This window comes from Streptomyces griseus subsp. griseus (assembly GCF_003610995.1).
Taxonomy (GTDB): Bacteria; Actinomycetota; Actinomycetes; order Streptomycetales; family Streptomycetaceae; genus Streptomyces.
Genome location: NZ_CP032543.1, coordinates 4270128 through 4292581, shown reverse-complemented (window position 1 = coordinate 4292581; position 22454 = coordinate 4270128). Strand labels below are relative to the sequence as shown.

Below are 22454 nucleotides of genomic sequence, written 5' to 3'. Positions count from 1 at the left end.
GTACGACCACGGGACCGACTTGGTCCTCCCCTGGTCGGATCTTCGACCCCCCGGCGGGTGATTCGCGCCGCACGCCCGTACCGTCTAGTCCATGACGCAGCGGGCACTCGATTCCTCCGGGGAGCAGACCCCCGGACCCTCCCGGCCGGCCATGATCGACGCGGGGGCCGAACTCGACCCCGTGCACCCCATGGACCTGCCACCTTCGGCTCAGGACGCCACCGGCCTCACCACCGCCGAGGTGGCCGAGCGGGTGGCGCGGGGCGAGGTCAACGACGTACCCGTGCGGTCCTCGCGCTCGGTCACCGAGATCGTCCGGGCCAACGTGTTCACCCGGTTCAACCTGATCATCGGTGTGCTCTGGGTGATCATGCTGTTCGTCGCGCCGATCCAGGACAGCCTCTTCGGCTTCGTGATCGTCGCCAACACCGGCATCGGCATCATCCAGGAGTGGCGGGCCAAGAAGACCCTGGACAGCCTCGCGGTGATCGGCGAGGCGAAGCCGACCGTGCGCCGCGACGGGAAGGCCGCCGAGATCTCCACCCACGAGATCGTCCTCGGGGACGTGGTGGAGCTGGGTCCGGGCGACAAGGTGGTCGTGGACGGCACGGTCGCCGAGGCCGACAGCCTGGAGGTCGACGAATCACTGCTGACCGGTGAGGCCGACCCGGTCCTCAAGCGGCCCGGCGACCCGGTGATGTCCGGCAGCTTCGTCGTCGCGGGCGGCGGGGCGTTCACCGCGACCAAGGTGGGGCGTGAGGCGTACGCCGCCCAGCTGGCCGAGGAGGCGTCCCGCTTCACGCTCGTCCACTCGGAGCTGCGCAGCGGCATCAGCACGATCCTGAAGTACGTCACCTGGATGATGGTCCCGACGGCGATCGGGCTGATCATCAGCCAGCTCGTCGTCAAGGACAACAACTTCAAGGACTCGGTCGCGCGGACCGTCGGCGGCATCGTCCCGATGATCCCCGAGGGCCTGGTCCTGCTGACCTCCGTCGCCTTCGCCATCGGCGTCGTACGCCTGGGCCGCAAGCAGTGCCTGGTCCAGGAGCTGCCCGCCATCGAGGGGCTCGCCCGGGTCGACGTGGTCTGCCTGGACAAGACCGGCACCCTCACCGAGGGCGGCATGGACATCACGGAGGTCCGGCCGCTGGGCGGGGGCGACGAGACGTACGTCCACCAGGTGCTGCGCTCCCTCGGCGCCTCCGACCCGCGCCCCAACGCCAGTCTCCAGGCCATCATCGACGCCTACCCGGCGGGGGACACAGCCGCCTGGACCGTCACCGACGCCATGCCGTTCTCCTCCGCCCGCAAGTACAGCGGCGCGGCGTTCACCGAGACCGACGGGACCGCCTCCGCCTGGCTGCTGGGCGCCCCCGACGTCCTGCTGGCCGACGGCGACGAGACCCTCACCGAGATCGAGCACCTCAACGAGCAGGGCCTGCGGGTGCTGCTGCTGGCCCGCGTACGGGGCGAACTCGACGCGCCCGGTGCGGCCGACGGGGCCGTACCCACCGCGCTCGTCGTCCTGGAGCAGCGGCTGCGGCCGGACGCGGCGGAGACGCTGTCCTACTTCGCGCAGCAGAACGTGGCCACCAAGGTCATCTCCGGCGACAACGCCGTCTCGGTCGGCGCGGTCGCCGGGAAGCTGGGCCTCGCGGGCGCCGAGAACACCCTGGACGCCCGGCGGATGCCGACCGACCCGGACGAGATGGCCACGGCCATGGAGCAGAACGCGGTCTTCGGCCGGGTCACCCCGCAGCAGAAGCGGGACATGGTGGCGGCCCTCCAGTCGCGCGGCCACACGGTCGCGATGACGGGCGACGGCGTCAACGACGTCCTGGCCCTCAAGGACGCCGACATCGGGGTCTCGATGGGCTCGGGTTCCGAGGCGACGCGGGCGGTGGCGCAGATCGTGCTGCTGAACAACAGCTTCGCGACGCTGCCGTCGGTGGTCGCCGAGGGCCGCCGGGTGATCGGCAACATCACCCGGGTCGCCACCCTCTTCCTCACCAAGACGGTCTACTCGGTGCTGCTGGCGGTCCTGGTGGTCTGCACCCAGGTGGAGTATCCGTTCCTGCCGAGGCACCTGACGCTGCTGTCCACGCTGACCATCGGCGTACCGGCGTTCTTCCTGGCCCTGGCGCCGAACAAGGAGCGCGCCCAGCCCCACTTCGTACGACGCGTCATGCGGTACGCGATCCCCTCGGGCGTCATCGCGGCGGCGGCCACCTTCATCACCTACCTGGTGGCCCGCCACCACTACACCGGCCCCGGCGCCCTGGAGGCCGAGACCAGCGCGGCGACGCTGACGCTGTTCCTCACCTCGATGTGGGTGCTGGCGATCATCGCCCGCCCGTACACCTGGTGGCGCATCGGCCTGGTGGCGGCGATGGGGCTCGCCTTCCTGATCGTGCTCGTGGTGCCGTGGCTCCAGGACTTCTTCGCCCTGAAGCTGGTGGGCACGACGATGCCGTGGACGGCGGTCGGCATCGCGGTGGCGGCGGCCGCCCTGCTGGAGTTCAGCTGGCGGCTGGTGGGCCGGCGCTTCGGCGCGTAGGCGGGCGGCGCGGATCAGGCGTACGGGCCGCGCGGACATACGGGAAGCCCCCGGGAGGACGAACCTCCCGGGGGCTTCTCCGCGATCCCTGCCGACTACTTCACGTCGACGTAGTCACCGGCGGCCGAGACGGCCGGGGTGGTCGACGTACCGGCGAAGCTGTAGCGCCAGTAACCGTCCACGGACGCCTTCACCGTGGTCTTCAGGGTGCCGGTGGAGCTGGTCTTGACGGTCTTGACCGTCGTGTAGCTCTTGGCACCCTTCTTCTTGAACTGGAGCTTCACCGGCTGGGCCGCGTAACCCGCGTACTTCTTGGTCTCCCAGTCGGCGCGCGTCAGCTTGCCGGTCACCGTGAGGGTCCTGCCCTTCCTCACCGGCTCCGGAGCGGCGTTCACCGTCAGCTTGGAGAAGCGCTGGAGCCGGACCGAGGCAGCCGTCTCGTTCACGCTCTCGTCGCCCGGGTCGCCGGTGGCGGCGACCGCGCCCCCGGCCGCCTGCCAGGTCCCGGCCAGGCTGTTGCGGCCGAGGGCGGAGCGGGGGTCGATCGTGATCGTGGCCGTGCAGGTCGACGTGGCCGGATCGCCGGGTGCCACGGTGCACGCACCGCGCGCCTGGTCCTGCCCGAGCACGGCGTCGACCTCGTCGATGTGGCCGTGCCACAGGAACACGTACGCGTCCGCGATCCCGGACGGGGAGGAGGCGGTGATCGAGACGGCGACCTTCTGCCGGGACGTGGTGCCCACCACGATGGGCTTGCCTGCGTTGACGACGACCTTCCCGATGACGGGCCGTTCCTCGGCCGGGCGCGGGGCCTGGGCGGCCTGTGACGCCGGTACGGCGAGGGCGGACAGACTCAGCGCGCCCGTGACGGCGACCGCGGCGACGTGAACACGCATGGGCTCTCCCGGAGCATCCGCCTCCGGCCCGGTGGCCCGAAGTGTGTCGGCTCACCGGAACAGACGGGCGAGCCCCGGGAATGGTTGCGCTGTCGCCCCTCCCGGCCGGACCCGGCCTCCTCAGTCGAACCAGCGGTCCCGGGCCAGTTCCTCCGTGCGGGACGGGTCCTCCAACAGGGCCGCGACCTCGAAGCGTCGGGGCCACTGGCCCGCCGCCCAGGCCAGGCCCGCCGCGACGCCCTCCAGGGTGGACGCGTGGACGACCCCGTCGCGGGTGCGGCGCCAGTCGAGTTCGACGCCGCCCGCGCGGAGTTCGGGGTGCTCGACGTACGTGTCCGGGGTGGCGGGGCCGAGCAGGACGCGGACGGACTCCGGCACGCGGTGCTCCTCGCCCTCGCTGGTGACGCCCGCCTCGATGGTCTCGCCGAGCCGCCGCACCTGGAGGAGGTCGGCCAACTCGGCTGCCCGGGAGGGGGATACCGGGAGCAGTGGCAGCCCCTCCGTCAGCGGCAGCACGTCCGGGGCGTCCGCGATCACGGCGTCCGCCGCGTCGACCACGGTCACCTCCCCGTCCACCACCGCCCGCAGCTCGTCCGGCAACGTCACCTGGTCCGGGTCGAGTTCGGCGAGGGCCGTGTAGAGCGCGTGCAGCTGTACGGAGGTGACGGACCGGTCCTCGTCGGCCAGGCGCCCCAACAGCTCGGCCGCACCGCCCGGTTCGTCGAGGAGCGCCGCAACGGAGGTACGCACCCCGAGGGCCCGCAGCACCTGGGCGTCGTCGAAGCCGGTGGCGTCCACCGCGTCGTACAGCCCGGCCAGGACCGGGTCACCGCCCGCCGCGCGGAGCCCGGCGGGGCGGCGCCCGTCCAGTACGGGGTGGTCGCGCAGCCACCACGCGGTGTACGGGCGCACGGACTGCGTCGTCCCGTCCGGCAGCAGCACCCGCACCGGCTGCGTGAGCGCGTCGCGCAGGGGCGGCTGGGCCAGCAGGGCGAGCGCCTGCGGCCAGGCGTCGTCGTCCACCAGATCCAGGTCCCGTACGGCGACGATCTCGGTCGCGACCGGTGGCACCGGGGTCTTGGCCAGCTGGTCGAGAAGGTCCTCGCACCACACGTCGACGGCATCCAGCAGCCCGGCGTCGTCCGGCTCGGCGAAGTCGCTGTCGCGGGGCTCCAGTTCGTCCGGGTCGAGGACGACATCGGTGGCCCGGACGAGGGCGAAGGTCGCCAGGACCCCGCAGGCGGTCAGCGGACCCTCACCCCAGCGTTCGGCCACCTCCTCCTCGACGAGAGCCAGCTCACCCTCACGCATGATCTGCGCGAACGGGGATCCGGGGAGGACGAGTTCACCTGCGGGGGCCGGTTCGCCGTCCTCGTCGGGAAGGGCGAGCGCACCGAGCCAGGGCTCGTCGCCGGGGGCGAGTTCGGCGTCGCGTACGAGGGTGAGGACCGTCTCCGCCAGCTCGTCGCCGTCGAGTGCGTCCTCGTCCCAGATCTCCCCCGCGTCCAGCGATCCGGCGACCGCCGCCCGCACTTGAGGTGTCGTCAGAACCGCTCGCGGTGTGGCGGGCAGAGCGCCGAGCTTCTCCAGGAGGGGGTGGGCGGCGTCCGGGTGGGCGACCTTGAGGCCGAGCCGGGAGAGGCGGCCCAGGACGGGGCCGGTGAGGGCGTCCGGGAGGGGCAGCAGCACCTGGCGGGGGCCGATGGTGGTGCGCGGCGGACGGCCCGCCCGCTCGTCCTCCGGGTCGCCCGCGAGCGGGACGGGGAGGCCGGTGAGGCGGTCGGGGTCGATGCCCGCGAGGCTGTCGTAGAGCCGGTGCCACCAGGCGGGGTCACGCTCCAGGCCGGCCAGGCGGTCGATGGCCTCGGTCAGCGGGACACGGGCGACGCCGAGGGTACGGAGCTCGGGGCGGCGCTCCAGCCCTGCGGGCAGCAGGGAGGGCAGCACCTCGGCGAGGACCCGTACGGTCTCGGCCCCGACGCCTTCGACCACCTCGGCCTCGACGGGGCGCAGGGCGGTGGTGTCCGTGGCCGTCGCGGCGGTGTCCTCCGTACGGTCCCAGTCCTCCCAGCGGTCCTCGGCCTCGGCGGTGTCCCGGGGCGCGGCCGGCTCCAGGAACGCGACCCGGGGCAGCCGGGCCAGGATCGCGCCGCGCAGGGCCCCGTCCAGGCCGCCCTTGCCGAGCGGCCCGGGCACCAGGTCGATCGTGCCGGTCGACACCGGCTGCCAGGCGCCCAGCAGCTCCGCGTAGGCGTCCGCCGCCCGCTCCACCAGGAAGTCCGTGAGCGGCCCGGGAGCGGGGTGCCTGCGGGCGGTGTCCAGCGGGAGGGAGGCGATGAGGAGGGCAGGGATGCCGAGGGGCTCGTCGGTGGGGGTCGGGGCGTGGACGACCGGGGCCGTGCGGGGGCGGAGCGGGGCGCCGGACTCGTCGACCGGGGCCGCCCAGGTGACCGACCAGTGGGGGCGCAGCCGCTCCTCGACCGGGCGGTCGGCGAGGAGGGCCGGCTCGACCGGGCCGTGGTGGGAGACGGTGCGCCAGCGGTTCAGGCCGTTCACGGAGTCGTCGATGTGCGTGTACGGGCCGTGGGCCGAGCGGCTCAGGGTCCGTACGCCGTCCGGGGTCTCGATGACGACCTCGGCCAGGCCCGGCAGGGTCAGCAGCAGCGCGTCGTCCACGGCGGCCAGCAGCCGGGCGGCCAGGTCCTCGGCGGTGCCGTCGCGCAGGGGCAGGACGACGACGGTGTCGTACCCGTCGGGTGCGGAGCCCTCGGCGGGCAGCGGGAGGCGCAGGAGGGGTACGTGGCCGTCGCGGCGGCGCAGCTCGTCACCGAGGCCGGGAGAGCCGACGGCCGCGTTCCGGGCCAGTTCGCGGGCCTCGGCCAGGGACCAGCGGACGCCGCCGTGGCGGCCGAGCACGGCGGGCTCGTCGCTCACCGCGAGGACGGCGGCGAACCCGACGCCGAACCGGCCCACGGCGGACTCGTGGCCCTCGCGCTTGGCGGAGGCCCGCAGGGTGGACAGGGACTCCACGCCGGTGGCGTCCAGGGGGGCGCCGGTGTTGGCGGCGGCCAGGACACAGCGGCCGTCCGGGTCGCCGGGGGCGGCGGGGTGCAGGGTGAGGCGGAGCCGGCCGGGGACGTGCGCGCGGGCGGCGGCGTCGGCGGCGTTCTGGGCCAGCTCCACGACGAGGCGGTCGCGGTAGCCGCCGAGAGCGAGGTCCTCCTCGGCGTTGGCGTCCTCCCGGAAGCGGGCGGGGCCCGCACCCCAGGCGTCGAGCACGCCGCGCCGCAGCCGTGCCGTCCCGAACGGATCGGCCCCCTCGGTCGCATTCATGCTCACGCTGTCGACTCCGTCCGCCGTGGGTGGGGCTGGGCCTGTCCCTGCCGCCCAGTGTGCGCCCGAAGGTACCGTGCACCCGGCCCCGGCCCCCAACCCGTGGGCCCGCGCTCGCAGCCCGTCCGGCGTGTGCGGCCGTATCCCGGGCCCACCCCAGCCCGTCCGGCGCTCGCAGCCGGAACCCAAACCCACCCCAGCCCGTCCGGCGCTCGCAGCCGGAACCCAAACCCACCCCAGCCCGTCCGGCGTTTGAGGACGGAACCCTTGGCTGGGTGGGCGGCACAAGAACAGGGCCCCGGAGCCCAGCACCCCAGCAGAGGCGCCCGACGCCCCGTCGACGGTTCCGTCCTCAAACGCCGGACGGGCTGGAATGCTCACCGCCCGACGGACCGGAAGGGTCACCGCCCACAGGCCGGAATGCCCACCACCCCACGGACCGGAACGGTCACCACCCCACGGACAGGAACGGTCACCGCCCCACAGGCCGGAATGCCCACCACCCCACGGAACGTAAGGATCACTGCCCCACAGGCCGGAATGCCCACCGCCCCACGGACCGGAACGGTCACCACCCCACGGACCGCAAGGATCACCGCCCACAGGCCTGAAAGGTCCCCGCCCCGCCGAAATCGAGCCCGTCCGGCGCTTGAGGGCACAGCGCGTGGCCGTCCTACGAGTGCCCCAGGTCCTCCGACGCGCCGTCCGCCTCGGGTGGGATTGAGCCCTCGCCGCGCTCGGGGCGCAGCACGTACTCGTCCACCCGCATCGTGTCCAGCGCATGATCCGCCGGCCGCACCGGCTTCGGCATCACCGCCGCCTCCGAGTGCCCCCCACACCCGTACGCCAGCGACACCACATGCCCGTCCGCCGGGCCGAACTCGTTCGCGCACACCCCGAAGGCCTGCTTCAGGGAGCCCGCCATCGGAATCAGGAACGCGCAGCTCACACACGTCGCCGGTGCCGCCTGCGCCATCGGGGTCTTCGGGCCGAACGCCTCGTCCCAGCGGTCCGCCGCCTCGTACAGCCCGTACCGCGACAGCACCCGCGCCCGCCGCGTACCCAGCTCCTCGGCCACCGCCGCGATGGAGCCCCGGCTGGTGGCGGCCACCGGCCGGTCCGTCAGCTCCGCGTCCTCCGCGTCGACGAGCTCGGCCAGCTCCTCGGAGACGACCGAGTTCGGCGGCGGCTCGTCCTCGCCGGTCCAGCCCGGCTCCAGGCGCAGGTCCTCCGCCTCGGTCGGCAGCAGGTCGCCCGGGCCCATGTCACCGGGGCGCAGCCGCTCGCTCCACGGCACCCACTCCGGCGCCAGGAGCGCGTCGGACCCCGGCAGCAGCACCGTCTCGTCCAGGGTGACGTTCTTCGCACGGGAGGCCCGCGCGACGGTCACCGCCCAACGCCAGCCCCGGTAGCCGGGCTCCTTGGACTCGAAATAGTGCGTGACGACACGGTCCCCCTCGGAGACCACACCGGCATGCTCACCGACCACGCCGGGCGCGGCGGCTTCCTCCGCCGCGGCGCGCGCGAGGTCGACCGCCTCGGCGCACAGGCGGTCGGGAACGGGGGTACGGGCCGTACGGCTTCGCGTCGTCGCAGCACTCACAGGTCTTCGCTTCTCTCCATACGCCAGTCTCACGAGCGCGCCAGCTGCTGCACGATTGCCGTTTTCGGCCAGACAGTTGCGGGCGGAGCGGACCTGGGGGCCGCGTCGACGTCCACACCCGTTGTGCCTGCCTCGGGCGCGCCTTCTGCCACCCATTCTGCGGGATCGCGGAGAGGCGCGCGGCCAAGAACAACCGCCGGTGGCGCGTTACGCACGCTACCCTCTCCGCCGCTCCGCGCCCACCTGCACGTCCCAAACGTGCCGTATCCGTCTCTCCGACATCCGGCCACCGCCGCCCTGGAGGGCTTGCGCGACCCGCCCCGCGGCGCACGCGCTCCGAGCCCGCCGCCACTGGTCCGACAGGACGTCACGTGCGAGTCCGTAGCCGATCACCGTTCATACCGGCCAGGGTTGGGGCACTATGACGGGGTGACTTCCGCCAGGTCGCACGACGGTCCCGGCCCGCTCCGCAGGGCGGGGCGGGCGACAGGTCGTGCCCTGCGGACCCCGTTCACCGGCGCGGCGCGCGGCATCCGCAAGGCGACGCACGCCCATGGAGCCGGTGAATCCGGCCTCGGCAAACTCATCGAGCTGCACGCGGTGAACGGCGCCGGTGACGTCATGATCACCGTCGCCCTCGCCTCCACCGTCTTCTTCTCCGTGCCGACCGACGAGGCGCGCGGGCGCGTCGCGCTCTACCTCGCCATCACCATGGCCCCCTTCACGCTCCTCGCGCCGGTGATCGGCCCGCTGCTGGACCGGCTGCCGCACGGCCGCCGGGCCGCGATGGCGGGCGCGATGCTGGCCCGCGCGCTGCTGGCGATCACCATGTCGGGCGCGGTCGCCACCGGCGGCCTGGAGCTGTATCCGGCGGCGCTGGGGGTGCTGGTCTCCTCGAAGGCGTACGGGGTGGTGCGCAGCGCGGTCGTGCCACGGCTGCTGCCACCGAAGTTCTCCCTGGTCAAAGCCAACTCACGGGTCACCCTGGCAGGGCTCCTCGCCACGGGGGTGGCGGCCCCGATCGGGGCCGGCCTCCAGACCGTCGGCTCCGCCTGGCCGCTCTACGGCGCCTGCGCGATCTTCATCGTGGGCACCTTCCTCGCCTTCACGATGCCGCCCAAGGTCGACTCCGCCAAGGGTGAGCGCCGGGCCCGCCTGATCGACCCGCAGGACCACGCGCACCTCCCGCACCGCCCCGAGCCCGTACCGCGCTCCGCCGACCCGAAGCCGCAGCGCGGCAGGAAGGGCAACGGGGAGAAACCGGCCAAGGAGCGTCCGCCCGGTCTGCGGTCCGTCGGCGGGTCGGTGCTCCACGGCCTCCAGGCCAACGCCGCGCACCGGGCCCTCTCCGGGTTCCTCATCTTCTTCCTGGCGTTCCTGCTGCGCGAGCACCCGATGGCCGGCCAGAGCGCGGCCGTCTCGCTCGCCATCGTCGGCGTGTCGGCCGGGGTCGGGAACGCCTGCGGTACGGCGGTGGGCGCGTGGCTCCGGGCGCGCGGGCCCGAGGTGATCATCGCGACGGTGCTGGGGCTGGCCCTGGGCACGGCGGTCCTCGCCGCGGTCTTCTTCTCCACCGCGGCGGTCGCGGCGCTCGGCGCGGTCGCCGGGTTCACCCAGGCCCTCTCCAAGCTGTCGCTGGACGCGATGATCCAGCGGGACGTCCCCGAGGAGGTCCGTACCTCCGCCTTCGCCCGGTCCGAGACCCTGCTCCAGATGGCGTGGGTGGTCGGCGGCGGCATCGGGATCGCGCTGCCGCTCAACGCGGTGCTCGGCATGTCGGTCGCCGCGGGCATCCTCGCCCTCGGCGCGGCCACGTCCGTACGGGGTCTCCTGGGGTCCGCGCGGCGCGGCTCGCCGCACCCCCGCGTGGCGTGAGCGGACGCGACCGATAGCCTTCGGCCCATGACCGTTGCGTTCTTCTCCGGTAAGGGCCGTCGAATCGGCGTCGCTCTTGGTGCCGTGTCCGCGGGACTCCTTGTCCTGTCCGCCTGCGACAAGCCGACGCCGCTCGCCACCGTGACGGTCGGCACGACCTCGGTGAACACCGAGGCGGCCTGCTACAACGACGGTGAGGCGATCAAGGAGTCGCTGATCCAGGGCTGCCTCAACAAGAAGGCCGACAAGACCATCGAGGTCGCCATGGACGACAAGGTCCGCTTCGGCGTCGACCCCGAGATCGCCGACCACGGCTGGACGCTCTTCATCAACGGCCAGCAGGCCGAGCAGGAGCCGTTCAAGAAGACCTACCGGACGATCCCCGGCAGCGCCTTCTTCGCCAGCCAGACGGGCGAGCCCGCCAGCAAGACGAACATCTCCATCGTCGAGACGAACGGCAAGAAGCTCACCGGCATCTGGCAGTTCGAGCTCAAGAAGACGTCCTGACCGAGATCGAGTGGACGTCCTGACCGAGCTCAGGAAGACGTTCCGGCCGTCGTCCCCCCGTCCCTCCTGAGGCCCTGAGGCTCCCCCTGTGCGTGTGCTCGTCGTGACCGCTGTCCCGGTGGAACGGGACGCGGTCACGCGTGCGTTCGGGGGTACGGAGGAGACCCTCACCCTGCCGGGGGCCGAGCTGCACCGCAGAGGCGCGTTCGACGTCCTGGCGGGCGGGGCCGGCCCGGCGGCGGCAGCGGCGGCGGCGGCGTTCGCGCTGGCGTCCGCCCAGCACCCCTACGGGCTGGTCGTCTCCGCCGGGATCGGCGGCGGGTTCGCCCCCGCGGCCCCCCTCGGCTCCCTCGTCGTGGCGAGCGACATCGTGGCGGCCGACCTGGGCGCCGAGACCCCGGACGGCTTCCTGCCCGTCACCGCGCTCGGCTTCGGCCGGGACCGCTTCACCCCGCCGCCCGCGCTCGTACGGGAGGTGGCGTCGGCCGCCGGAGGCGCCCCCGGCCCCGTCCTCACCGTCTCCACCGTGACCGGCACCGCCGCCCGCACCGCCGCCCTGCTCGCCGCGCACCCGGGTGCGCTGGCCGAGGCGATGGAGGGGTTCGGGGTGGCGGAGGCCGCCGAACGGGCCGGGGTGCCCGCACTGGAGGTGCGGGCGGTCTCGAACACCGTCGGCCCCCGCGACCGCGCGTCCTGGCGCATCGGCGACGCGCTGGCCGCGCTCACCGCGGCGTTCGGGAAGAGCGCACCCGTACTGGAAGGTTGGAACCGGCATGACCACTGACGCACACCCGGGCCCGATCGAGATCGCCTTCTCGCCCTGCCCCAACGACACGTTCGTCTTCGACGCCTGGGCCCACGGCCGGGTCCCCGGCGCGCCCGCGCTGGATGTGACCTTCGCGGACATCGACCTCACCAACGGCATGGCCGAGCGCGGCGAGCTGGACGTGCTGAAGGTGTCCTACGCGGTGCTGCCCTGGGTGCTGGAGGAGTACGCGCTCCTGCCGTGCGGCGGGGCGCTGGGCCGGGGCTGCGGCCCGCTGGTCCTCACCAAGGAGCTGGGCATCGACCTGACGGGGCGGACCGTCGCCGTCCCGAGCGAGCGCTCCACGGCGTACCTGCTGTTCCGGCTCTGGGCGGCGGAGATGGTCCCGGGCGGGGTCGGCGAGGTCGTCGTCATGCCGTTCGACGAGATCATGCCGGCGGTCCGGGACGGCAAGGTCGACGCGGGCCTCGTCATCCACGAGGCCCGTTTCACCTACCACACGTTCGGGTTGCACAACCTGGCCGACATGGGACGCCACTGGGAGGACACCACCGGCCTGCCGATCCCCCTCGGCGCGATCATCGCCAGGCGCTCCCTCGGCGAGGAGACCCTGCGCCGCCTGGCCGACTCCATCCGCAGCTCGGTCCGGATGGCCTGGGACCACCCCGAGGTCTCGCGGCCCTACGTCCAGGAGCACGCCCAGGAGATGGACCCGGCCGTCGCCGACCAGCACATCGGCCTGTACGTCAACGAGTTCACCGCCGACCTCGGCGAGGACGGCTACGCGGCCGTCCGCGGGCTGCTCACCCGCGCCGCGGCCGAGGGACTCGTACCGCCCCTCGGCCCCGACGCGCTGGCGTTCCCGGCACGCTGAGGTCCGGCGGCTACACGTCCAGCTGGTCCGCGACCGCGCGCAGCAGGCCCGCGATCTTGGCGCCCGCGGCCTTGTCCGGGTAGCGGCCGCGCTCCAGCTGGGGCGTGATGTTCTCCAGAACCGTCGTCAGGTCCTGCACGATCGACGCCAGCTCGTCCGGCTTGCGGCGCTGGGCGGCCGCGACGGACGGGGTCGGGTCGAGGACCACCACGGACAGGGCCTGGTCACCGCGCTGGCCCGCGACCACGCCGAACTCCACACGCTGGCCGGGCTTGAGTGCGTCGACCCCGGCAGGGAGTACCGACGAGTGCACGAAGACGTCGCCGCCGTCGTCGCGGGAGAGAAAGCCGAAGCCCTTCTCGCTGTTGAACCACTTCACCTTGCCGGTGGGCACGTCTGTCCCCGTCCTCGTACTCGTCAATGTGCGGAAAGAGCCGTGCGCGACAACGGGCAACGGCTCCGGATAGCAGTACAGCGGGTCACCGTGACCCGCCTGGACCAAGGCTAATGGCCCTGCGGCCGGTGACAAGACGTCGCCGGAGTGTTCCTCCGGGCAGGGAACTACCCTGGTGGCGTGACCACTACTCCTTCAGGCGCCGGCGACCGGCTCGTATCGATCGGCGCCATCGTCTTTTTCGTCGGCGCGTTGGCCACTCTGGTCACGGTCGCCCCGCTCTTCCTCGGTACGGAGCCGTTCCCCCCGATCGCGTACGGGGTCTGCATGTTCATGGGCGTCGGCTTCCTGATCGCCGGGGCGGGCGTCGTGCGCTCGGTATGGCTGAGCTCCCCCAAGCGGGCGGCGAGCCGGGGTTAGGGACTTTGGATCTTTCGTCCGGATCACGCCGGTCGTCCGGGGTGGTTAGGCTCGGTCGCGTGAAGCACGCAGGGCACGCCCTCAAGGTCCATCCCGCAGCCTGTGACGTTCCGGGCCGGGCCACAGCACACGTCGACGACCTCCTCGTACAGATCGCCCACGGCAGCAGTGACGCGCTCGGTCAGCTCTACGACCTGCTCGCCCCACTCCTGCTGGAGCTGCTGCGGTCCCGGCTGCCGGAGGGCGCCGATGCCCGCTCGGCCCTCGTCGGGGGGTTCAGCGAGGTGTGGCGGCAGGCACCCTCGTACGAGCCGGGGCCGCACGGCCTCGACTGGGTGATCGACCGGGTGACCGACGGGCGGTAGGCCCAAGTTCTCAGGCCGCCGCGCGGCTCGCCTCGAACGCCCGCAGCCAGGCCGGGAACTCCGTCAGGTCCGCCAGCACCACGTCCGCGCCCGCCGCCCGCAGCTCCTGCTCGCCGCACGGGCCCGTCGTCACGGCGACCGACAGCGCCCCGGCCGCCCGCGCCCCGCGGACGTCCCCGACGTGGTCGCCCACGTAGACCTGCGCCCCGTGCTCCCGCAGCGCCTCGCCCTTGGCCTCGGCCCAGAGCCAGCCGATCACCGAGTCCGGCTCCATCCCGAGGTGCGCCAGGTGCAGCTTGGCGTTCGGCTCGTACTTCGCCGTCACCACGATCGCCCGGCCGCCGAGCGCCCGTACCCCGGCGATCGCCTCCCGCGCCCCGGGGAGTGCCGTGCTCGGCGCTATCGCGTGGTCGGGGTAGAGCGCCCGGTAGCGGTCGCCCGCGGCGGCCACCTTATCGGCCGGGAACCAGTGCGCCAGCTCCTCCTCCAGCGGCGGGCCGATCCGGCTCACCACCAGGGCGTCGTCGATGGGGACGCCCGTCTCCGCGGAGAGGGCCCGGTAGGTGGCGGCGATACCGGCCCGGGAGTCGACGAGGGTCATGTCGAGGTCGAAGCCGACCGTGAGGGGGGCTGTGGGCGGGACCGTGTGGGGGCTCGAAGCCGTGGAAGCCATGGGGACCATTGTGCCGACGGGGCCGGCGGACCGGCCCACCCCCGTCCTCGGCCGAATCCCCGCCACCTAGACTGAGCCAGAACTTAGCCAAGCCTTAGTAATCCTCGCGAAGCCGTCCCCGAGTCCGTCCCGCCGTCCCTCCCGATTGGTTCAGATGTCAGCGCCCGCGCCAGCACCGGCACCGGCCGTCGCGCCTCCGACACCCCGCGCACCCCGCCTCTCCCGGCGCGCGACCGCCACGGCCGCCGCCGTCGTCGCGCTGGCGCTGGCCGTCCTGCTGAGCCTGGCGGTCGGGGCGCGCTCCATCCCGCCGGGCGAGGTGTTCGACGCCCTGCTGCACGGCGGGGACTCGGACGCCGCCGAGGTGATCCGCACGATGCGGGTGCCGCGCACGCTGATCGGCCTGATGGTGGGCGCCGCGCTGGCCCTGGCGGGCACGGTGCTCCAGGGGATCACCCGTAACCCCATCGCCGACCCCGGCATCCTCGGCATCAGCCAGGGGGCGTCGGTCGCGGTGGTGCTGGCCATCGCGTTCGCGGGGGTGCACACGCTGACCGGGTACGTCTGGTTCGCCTTCGCGGGCGCCGCCGTCGCCTCGGTCGCCGTGTACGCCATCGCCTCCAGCGGGCGCGGTGGCGCGACCCCGGTGAAGCTCGCGCTCGGCGGGGCGGCGATCAACGCGCTGCTGGTGTCGGTGACGATGGGGGTCCTCACGACGAAGGCGTCCGCGCTGGACGAGTTCCGCTTCTGGCAGGTCGGGTCGATCGCCGGGCGGGAGGCGGACGTCGTGCAGCAGGTGTGGCCGTTCCTGCTGCTGGGCGCGGTGCTGGTGCTCTCGGTGGCCCGCGGCCTGGACGCGCTCGCGCTCGGCGAGGACGTGGCCAAGGGGCTCGGGCAGAACGTCGCGGCGGTCCGCATCGTCGGCGGGATCGGGGCGACCGTGCTGACCGGGGTCGGGGTGGCCGCCGCCGGGCCGATCGCGTTCATCGGGCTCGCCGTCCCGCACATCGCCCGCGCGGTCGTCGGCAACGACCACCGCTGGGTGCTGCCGATGGCGGCGCTGATCGGGCCGGTGATGCTGCTCGTCTCGGATGTCGTCGGCCGGATCGTGTTCCCGCCGAGCGAGGTCCCGGCGGGTGTGATGACGGCGCTGATCGGGGTGCCGTTCCTGGTCACCCTCGTACGCCGGAAGGCGGTGCCCGCATGAGCTCCACCCTCGTCGGCCGCCGGAAGGCGGTGCCCGCGTGAGCAAGTCGTCCGTGGCTGACCCGGCTGTACGGGTCCGGCCCGCCGGGTACTCCGTCGTGAAGGCCGGGCCGCGTGGCCGGTTCCTGCTGCACCGGCGGGCGTCCGTCGTCGCCGCCGCCCTCGCCGTACTCCTGGCCGCCGTCTGCGTCGCGTACCTCTGTGCCGGCGAGAGCTTCGTCGCGCCCGGCGAGGTCGTGAAGGTGGTCCTCGGGCAGCCGTCCTCCGCCGAGCTGGTCGTCGGCACGCTCCGGCTGCCCCGCATGGCCGTCGGGGTGCTGGTGGGCCTGGCCTTCGGGATCGCGGGCGCACTGATCCAGACCGTCGCCCGCAACCCGCTCGCCAGCCCCGACATCATCGGCATCAGCCAGGGGGCCAGCGCGCTCACGGTCGGCGCGATGACCTTCGGCATCACCTCGTACACGTTCCTGCCCTACCTCTCCGTCATCGGCGGCGTCGCCGCCGCCGCGCTCGTGTACGTCTTCGCGTGGCGCGGCGGTCTGCACGCCACCCGCTTCGTCCTCATCGGCATCGGCTTCGCGATCGCGCTGCGCTCGGTGACCACGCTCTTCCTGACCAAGGGCGACTACCTGGTCGCGCAGCAGGCGCAGATCTGGATGACCGGCTCACTGAACGGGCGCGGCTGGCCGGAGGCCGCCCCGCTCGCCTGGACGCTCGTCGTCCTGCTGCCGGCCGTCGCGTGGGCGGCCCGCGCGCAGCGGACCGTCACGATGGACGACGACACCGCGACCGCGCTGGGCGTGCGCCTGGGGCGCGTACGGCTCGGACTCGTCGCCCTCGGGGTGGTCCTGGCCTCCGTGGCGACGGGCACGGCGGGCCCGGTGGACTTCGTGGCGCTGCTCGCGCCGCAGATCGCCCGCCGGATGACCCGTACCGCACAGATCCCGCTGGTCTCCTCGGCCCTGCTGGGCGCGGTGATCGTCGTCCTCGGCGACCTGCTCGCCCGCAGGCTGTTCTCGCCCACCGAACTGCCGGTGGGCGTCCTCACGGCGGCGGTCGGCGCCCCGTACCTGATCTGGCTGATCATCCGCGGTCACCGCGGCCGCAGTGGAGGCACCGCATGAGCCCGACGACCGACTCCCCGCAGCAGGGTTCCCGGCTGGCCGCCCGCGCCCTGACCCTCGCGTACGAGGACCGCACCGTCGTCCACGGACTGGACCTCGCCGTGCCCGACGGCCAGGTCACCGTCATCGTCGGCCCGAACGCCTGCGGCAAGTCCACCACCCTGCGCGCCCTCGGCCGGCTGCTGAAGCCGCGCGGCGGGGCGGTTTTGCTGGACGGTACGGAGCTGGCCCGGATACCGACCAAGCGCATCGCCCAGTCCATCGGGCTGCTCCCGCAGACGCCGGTGGCCCCCGAGGCGATCAGCGTCTCCGACCTCGTCGCCCGGGGCCGCCAGCCGCACCAGAGCTGGTGGCAGCAGTGGTCGGACGCGGACGAGCGGGCGGTGACCGAGGCCATGGCCCGTACGGATGTGACGGCGTTGGCCGACCGGTCGGTGGACGAGCTGTCGGGCGGGCAGCGCCAGCGGGTGTGGATCGCGATGGCGCTCGCGCAGGAGACGGACCTGCTGCTCCTCGACGAGCCGACCACGTACCTGGACATCGCCCACCAGGTGGAAGTCCTGGACCTGGTACGCCAGTTGGCGGCGCCTGCCGCCGACGGCGCCCGCGGCCGTACCGTCGTCACCGTGCTGCACGACCTCAACCAGGCGGCCCGGTACGCCGATCACCTGGTCGCCATGAAGGCGGGCCGGATCGTCGCCGAGGGCCGGCCGGGGGACGTCGTCACCGCCGGGCTCGTCCGCGAGGTCTTCGGCCTGGAGGCGGTGATCGTCCCGGACCCGGTGACGGGTTCGCCGCTCGTCGTCCCGGGAGCCCCCTGGAGCCCGGACCCCGCTCCCGCCGCCGTCCCGACTCCCGGAAAGGCCCTCTGAGCCATGACCGCCAAGACCCCCAGCCACCGCTCCCGTACGCTCGCCGCCGCGTCCCTGACCGTGGCCGCCGCCCTGGCCCTGTCCGCCTGCGGCTTCTCGACGGAGTCCGGTTCGGCGTCCGGCTCCGACTCCGAGGGGTCCGCCGGGGCGCCTCGTACGGTGAGGACGGCGATGGGCGACGTGAAGGTACCGGCCGCCCCGCAGCGGGTCGTCGTCCTGGACACCGCCGAACTCGACTCGGTCCTCACCCTCGGCGTGAAGCCGGTCGGCGCGACCCACGCGGACGTGGACTCCGGCTTCCTCAACTACCTGCCGAAGGACCAGGTCGCGGGCGTCACGGACGTCGGCCGGATGATGACCCCGAACCTGGAGGCCATCGCCGGTCTGAAGCCCGACCTCATCCTCACCAGCAAGATCCGGCACGGCGACAAGTACGCCGAGCTCTCCAAGATCGCGCCGACCGTGATGACGGAGAACACCGGCCACCCCTGGAAGGAGAACTTCCAGGTCCACGCGGAGGCCCTGGGCAAGAAGGCCGAGGCGAAGATGGTCACCGACGACTACGCGCGCCACGTGGCCGACGTGACGAAGGCGCTCGGCGGCAGGGAGAAGGCCGGGGCGACCGAGGTCAGCATGGTCCGGTTCGTCGAGGGCGCGGACATCCGCATCTACGGCAGGAAGAACTACATCGCCACGATCCTCGCCGACGTCGGCCTCGGCCGGCCGGCCATCACGGACAAGGCCAAGGACGGCTTCTCGTACGACGTCAGCCCGGAGAAGATCGACCTCGCGGACGCGGACGCGGTCTTCCACTCGACGTACGGCGACCCGAAGAAGTCCAAGGAGACCCAGACCACCGGCAGCGGCCTGTGGAAGAACATGGACGCGGTGAAGAACGGCAAGGTCTTCGCGGTCGACGACCAGCTGTGGATCCAGGGCATCGGCTACACGGCGGCCGACAAGATCCTGAGCGAGCTGCAGACCAGCCTGGCGAAGTAGCCGCCGCTCTCTCCGGGCCTCACCCTCGCCTCCGCGCCCGCCACACCAGGTAGAGCGCGGAGGCGACGGCCGCGATACGGACGACCACGGGCCAGGCGCCGACCAGGACGTCACGGAGCGCCCCGTCCGCGACGGGCTCGCCCCACCGCCCGTCCACCCGCCCCCACACCCAGACGAGCGCCCCGGCGACGACGACGCCCGGCAGCCCGAGGGCCGCCCACTTGGCCTCCGTACGGGAGAGGGTCCGCGAGCCGTACGCGATGAGCCAGCCGCCCGCGAGCGGGATCCAGGAGCCGGTGACCACCCCGGCGACGAGCAGCACGGCGGCCAGGAGCAGCAGGGGGTGGGCGAAGCCGCCACGCCGGACGGGGGCGGCGGCGACCACGGGTTCGGCCACGACGACGGGCTTGCGGCGCCGGGGGCGGGGGATGCGGAGGGCGCGGCGGCGGGGTTCTCCGCCGGTGCCGGGTTCGGCGTCCTCCGTACCCTCCTCCTCCGCGCTCTCCTCTTTCGCCTCTGCGGCACCGGGCTTCTGCGGGCGTCTGCCGAGGAGTTCCGGCGCCTCGATACCGCCGAAGAACCCGGGGATGGCGGTTCCCGCGTCGAAGGGCCCGGGCTCCAGCCGCCACCACTCATCGTCGCCGGTGCTCTGCTGGTCGGGGCCGAGGATGTGGGGGGCGGAGGGGCGGGGCCAGGGGGTGGCGTCGGCTGGGGGGGCTTCGTCGGGGCCGGTGGACTTGGTGAGGTCGGAGTGGGTTCGGGGGTGGTCGCCGGGACGTCGGTCTCCAGGACCGGGCCCGGTACGGGAGTCGGGGCCGTCGTCCTTAGGGGAGTCGGCCCCCGCACGCGCGTCGGACCCACGACGGCCCCCGGCGCCCCACCGCGACGCGCCCCGCCAGGAACCGGCTTTCGGGGCGGGGGCAGGGCCGGGACCGGGGGCGGGGCGGGAGGCCGATCCCGGCCCGTCCGGCGTCTCCGGCTCCTTCGGGCCCTTGCGGAGGAACCCGCTCCGGGGCCGGGGAACAGCCGCACCGCCTCCCGTCCGCTCCGACGGCAGCGACACCGACCCGTCTCCCGACTCCGCCGCCGCGCTGACCAGTTCGTCCGGGCTACCGAGCCTGCCGATGATCCGCCGCACGGCCGCCGGGGAGTCCGCGCCCTCGCTCACGCGGCGGCGGTCGATCTCACCGCGCAGGGTCGAGACGAGCCGCATCCGGGCGCCGGAGGACAGCTGTTGCTGCTGGGCCAGGTCGCCGACCCGGCTCAGGTAGTCGTAGACGAGCTGGTCGCTCTCGATCCCCACGCGGTTGCATCCCCTCTTGCGGCCCTGCCCCGACGGTAGCGTTTCAGCGGCTAACGTGGGACGGATGGGGACGACCACACCACCGCGCACGCTCGCCGAAGCCCTGCGCGCCCGGGGCGACGAATCGCTGGCCGGGCTGCTGCGTGCCCGCCCCGACCTCCTCAACCCGGTGCCGAACGACATCACACAGCTCGCCACCAGGGCCGGGACCCGGGCCTCGGTGGTGCGCGCACTGGAGCATCTGGACCGGTTCGCGCTGCAGACCGCCGAGGCGCTGGCGGTGGCCCCGGACCCGGCCCCGTACGACACGCTGCTCTCGCTCCTCACCGGCGACGGGCTGGACGACGGCGAGCAGCGCGACGACGTGGGGACGGCGGTCACGGCCGCGTTACCGGGCGCGTTGGCGACGCTGCGCGAACAGGCCCTGGTCTGGGGCGAGGACGAGCGGCTGCGGCTGGTGCGTACGGCCCGCGAGCTGCTCGCCCCGTCCCCGCAGCACCCCTCCCCCACCGGGCTGGGGCCCACGGTCGCGGAGGCGACGGCGGGGATGTCGCCGGGCCGGCTCCAGGAGATCCTGGCGGCGACGGGCCTGCCCGCGACGCACGACCCGGTCTCGGCGGTGGCGGCGCTGTCCGCCCTGTTCACCGACCGGACGCGGATGGCGGAGCTCCTGGACACGGCCCCGGTGGAGGCGCTGTCGGTGCTGGACCGGCTGGTGTGGGGCCCGCCGTACGGGGAGGTCACCCCGAACCCCACCCCGCCCGTGAAGTGGTTGCGCGACCGGGGGCTGCTGCTGCCGGTGTCGACGCGGACGGTGGTGCTGCCCCGCGAGGCGGCCCTGCATCTACGGGCCGGGCGGGCGCACCGGGTACCGGAACCGGTCCCCCCGGTCGTAGCGGCGGCGGCCGAACGCGATCCACAGGCTGTGGACAGGGCGGCGGCCGGCCAGGCGTTCACGGCGCTGTCCACGGTCGAGGAGCTGCTGAAGCTCTGGAACGGCGGCGGCCCGGCGATCCTGCGCGCGGGCGGGCTGAGCGTGCGGGAGCTGAAACGGGTGGCGGCCGCGCTGGAGGTGGCCGAGCCGATCGCCGCGTTCTGGGTCGAACTCGCCTACGCGGCCGGACTGCTGGCCACGGACGGCGAGAGCGACGAGCGGTACGCGCCGACGCCCGCGTACGACGAGTGGCTGGACCTGTCCGCCCAGGACCGCTGGACCCACCTCGCCACCGCCTGGCTCCCGGCCACCCGGGTCCCGGGCCTGGTCGGCGGCCAGGACGCGAAGGGCCGGGCGCTCTCCGCACTCGGCCCCGAGCTGGACCGTTCGGCGGCCCCCGACGTACGCCGCCGGGTCCTCGCCCTCTTCGCCCAACTGCCGCCGGGCACCGCGCCCGACCCGGAGACGCTGCTGCAACGGCTGCGCTGGGAGCGCCCGTTGCGCAGTCCGACACCCTCCGCGGAGGGGACGGACCTCCGCTCCCGCCTGGCGCTCTGGACGCTGAACGAGTCGGAGCTGCTGGGGATCACGGGCCGGGGCGCGCTCTCCGCCCAGGCCCGCGCCCTCCTGGACGAGGGAGAGGAGGCGGCGGCCGCCCTCCTGGCCCCTCTCCTCCCCGAACCCCTGGACCACGTCCTGCTCCAGGCGGACCTGACGGCGGTCGCGCCGGGCCCCCTGGACCGCCCCCTCGCGGAGACCCTCTCGGTCCTGGCCGACGTCGAGTCGAAGGGCGGGGCGACGGTCTACCGCTTCACGCCCGGCTCGGTGCGCCGCGCGCTGGACGCCGGGCAGGCGGCAGCCGACCTGCACGCGTTCCTGGCCGCGCACAGCCGGACGCCGGTGCCGCAGCCGCTGACCTACCTGATCGACGACGTGGCCCGCCGCCACGGCCACCTGCGGATCGGGGCGGCCTCCGCGTACGTACGCTGCGACGACGAGGCGGTCCTCAACGAGATCCTGGCCGACCGCCGCTCCACCGGCCTGCGCCTGCGCCGCCTGGCCCCCACGGTCCTGGCGTCCCAGGCCGACCCCGGCTCCCTCCTCGAAGCACTGCGCGAGATGGGCTACGCCCCCGCCGCCGAATCCGCCGAGGGCGACGTCCTGATCACCCGAGCCGGCGCCCGCCGCACCCCGCCCCGCACCCCGCCCGCTCCCGTCCCGGAAGGCCCCCCGACCCCGGACGACACCCTCCTGGGCGCGGCGGTCCGAGCCATCCGCGCGGGCGACACGGCCGCCACGGTGGTCCGCAAGGAATCCCCCGAGGGCGCTACGGGGGCGCACGCCTCCGGTTCCCTCCCCCGCACCACTTCGGCGGAGACCCTGGCCACGGTCCAGGCGGCCGCGATGACGGGCACCGCGGTCTGGATCGGCTACGTCAACGCGGACGGCGCGGCCAGCCAACGCGTGATCGCCCCGGTCCGTGTGGAGGGCGGCTTCGTCACGGCGTACGACCACACGGCCGACGAGGTCCGCACCTTCGCCCTGCACCGGATCACGGGGGTGGCGGAGCTGGCGGAGGAGGGGTAGGGGCGCCCTGTCTCGCCGAGGAGCGTGTCGAGGACCGAGCAGGACGAAGCGTTCCGGGCAACCGGGCGGGACCGGGTGGCGCCCGCCGTTGCACCGGTTTCGCCGGTTCCGGCCGCGGGCGGTCTCCGATGGCGCGGTCCGCGATGCTGCCGTCCCCGATGCC

18 protein-coding genes are annotated in these 22454 nt (G+C 73.8%); 12 read left to right on the top strand and 6 right to left on the bottom strand.

Translation table 11 applies throughout. The annotated features are described in order from the left end of the window. Positions 1-91 precede the first annotated feature (91 nt). On the top strand, positions 92-2560 hold the full coding sequence (locus D6270_RS19305; protein ID WP_109164307.1) for an HAD-IC family P-type ATPase: 2469 nt from the start codon (positions 92-94) through the stop codon (positions 2558-2560). A 95-nt stretch (positions 2561-2655) separates the two neighbouring features. Here D6270_RS19305 and D6270_RS19300 read toward each other — a convergent pair whose 3' ends face one another. The 3 genes from D6270_RS19300 to D6270_RS19290 all read right to left on the bottom strand — a co-directional run bounded on the left by D6270_RS19300 (position 2656) and on the right by D6270_RS19290 (position 8392). Next, on the bottom strand, positions 2656-3456 hold the full coding sequence (locus tag D6270_RS19300) for a calcium-binding protein (RefSeq protein ID WP_109164308.1): 801 nt from the start codon (positions 3454-3456) through the stop codon (positions 2656-2658). 120 nt (positions 3457-3576) lie between these two features. Next, positions 3577-6789: a sacsin N-terminal ATP-binding-like domain-containing protein gene (locus D6270_RS19295; RefSeq protein WP_109164309.1), complete on the bottom strand. Its 3213-nt coding sequence runs from the start codon at positions 6787-6789 to the stop codon at positions 3577-3579. A 673-nt stretch (positions 6790-7462) separates the two neighbouring features. After that, entirely contained in the window at positions 7463-8392 is a 930-nt protein-coding gene (locus D6270_RS19290; protein WP_204117087.1) for a DUF3027 domain-containing protein, read from the bottom strand. Between the two features lie 429 nt (positions 8393-8821). Here D6270_RS19290 and D6270_RS19280 point away from each other — a divergent pair, with 429 nt between their 5' ends. From D6270_RS19280 to D6270_RS19265, 4 genes are all read left to right on the top strand, one after another. After that, positions 8822-10267: an MFS transporter gene (locus D6270_RS19280; protein ID WP_109164311.1), complete on the top strand. Its 1446-nt coding sequence runs from the start codon at positions 8822-8824 to the stop codon at positions 10265-10267. Positions 10268-10294: 27 nt separating this feature from the next. Further along, positions 10295-10774, top strand: coding sequence for a DUF2771 domain-containing protein (locus D6270_RS19275; protein WP_109164312.1), 480 nt, complete (start codon positions 10295-10297; stop codon positions 10772-10774). 88 nt (positions 10775-10862) lie between these two features. Next, complete coding sequence (locus tag D6270_RS19270) at positions 10863-11558, top strand: futalosine hydrolase (RefSeq protein WP_109164313.1); 696 nt, start codon at positions 10863-10865, stop codon at positions 11556-11558. After that, positions 11548-12414: a 1,4-dihydroxy-6-naphtoate synthase gene (locus D6270_RS19265; protein ID WP_109164314.1), complete on the top strand. Its 867-nt coding sequence runs from the start codon at positions 11548-11550 to the stop codon at positions 12412-12414. Before D6270_RS19270 ends, D6270_RS19265 begins: the two co-directional genes overlap by 11 nt. 10 nt (positions 12415-12424) lie before the next feature. On the opposite strand, the gene D6270_RS33835 is transcribed toward D6270_RS19265, so the two are convergent. Then, complete coding sequence (locus D6270_RS33835) at positions 12425-12808, bottom strand: cold-shock protein (RefSeq protein ID WP_006126557.1); 384 nt, start codon at positions 12806-12808, stop codon at positions 12425-12427. 180 nt (positions 12809-12988) lie between these two features. Between D6270_RS33835 and D6270_RS19255 the strand changes: the two genes are divergently transcribed. Continuing rightward, positions 12989-13228, top strand: a complete 240-nt coding sequence (locus tag D6270_RS19255; RefSeq protein WP_109164315.1) for a hypothetical protein — start codon at positions 12989-12991, stop codon at positions 13226-13228. Between the two features lie 59 nt (positions 13229-13287). Further along, positions 13288-13593: a hypothetical protein gene (locus D6270_RS19250; RefSeq protein ID WP_109164316.1), complete on the top strand. Its 306-nt coding sequence runs from the start codon at positions 13288-13290 to the stop codon at positions 13591-13593. Between the two features lie 10 nt (positions 13594-13603). On the opposite strand, the gene D6270_RS19245 is transcribed toward D6270_RS19250, so the two are convergent. Then, positions 13604-14266, bottom strand: coding sequence for an HAD family hydrolase (locus D6270_RS19245; protein WP_109167365.1), 663 nt, complete (start codon positions 14264-14266; stop codon positions 13604-13606). Between the two features lie 154 nt (positions 14267-14420). Between D6270_RS19245 and D6270_RS19240 the strand changes: the two genes are divergently transcribed. Genes D6270_RS19240 through D6270_RS19225 form a run of 4 tightly spaced genes read left to right on the top strand, consistent with a single transcriptional unit; the run spans position 14421 to position 18467 of the window. Beyond that, on the top strand, positions 14421-15473 hold the full coding sequence (locus tag D6270_RS19240; RefSeq protein WP_109164317.1) for a FecCD family ABC transporter permease: 1053 nt from the start codon (positions 14421-14423) through the stop codon (positions 15471-15473). Positions 15474-15525: 52 nt separating this feature from the next. Continuing rightward, positions 15526-16596 (top strand): FecCD family ABC transporter permease, encoded by a 1071-nt coding sequence (locus D6270_RS19235; protein WP_109167366.1) that lies wholly within the window; start codon positions 15526-15528, stop codon positions 16594-16596. After that, the gene (locus tag D6270_RS19230) at positions 16593-17468 is read left to right on the top strand and encodes an ABC transporter ATP-binding protein (protein ID WP_109164318.1); all 876 of its coding nucleotides are present in this window, start codon (positions 16593-16595) and stop codon (positions 17466-17468) included. The genes D6270_RS19235 and D6270_RS19230 overlap by 4 nt, the downstream gene beginning before the upstream one ends. A 3-nt stretch (positions 17469-17471) precedes the next feature. Continuing rightward, positions 17472-18467 carry an ABC transporter substrate-binding protein gene (locus D6270_RS19225; RefSeq protein WP_109164319.1) on the top strand — a complete coding sequence of 332 codons (996 nt, stop codon included), beginning with the start codon at positions 17472-17474 and terminating at the stop codon, positions 18465-18467. A gap of 19 nt (positions 18468-18486) precedes the next feature. Here the strand turns inward: D6270_RS19225 and D6270_RS19220 are convergent, their stop codons facing one another. After that, entirely contained in the window at positions 18487-19770 is a 1284-nt protein-coding gene (locus D6270_RS19220; RefSeq protein ID WP_109164320.1) for a hypothetical protein, read from the bottom strand. A 64-nt stretch (positions 19771-19834) separates the two neighbouring features. Between D6270_RS19220 and D6270_RS19215 the strand changes: the two genes are divergently transcribed. After that, a complete protein-coding gene (locus tag D6270_RS19215; RefSeq protein ID WP_109164321.1) occupies positions 19835-22291 on the top strand; it encodes a helicase-associated domain-containing protein in 2457 nt (818 codons plus the stop codon). The last annotated feature ends 163 nt before the right edge of the window (positions 22292-22454 follow it).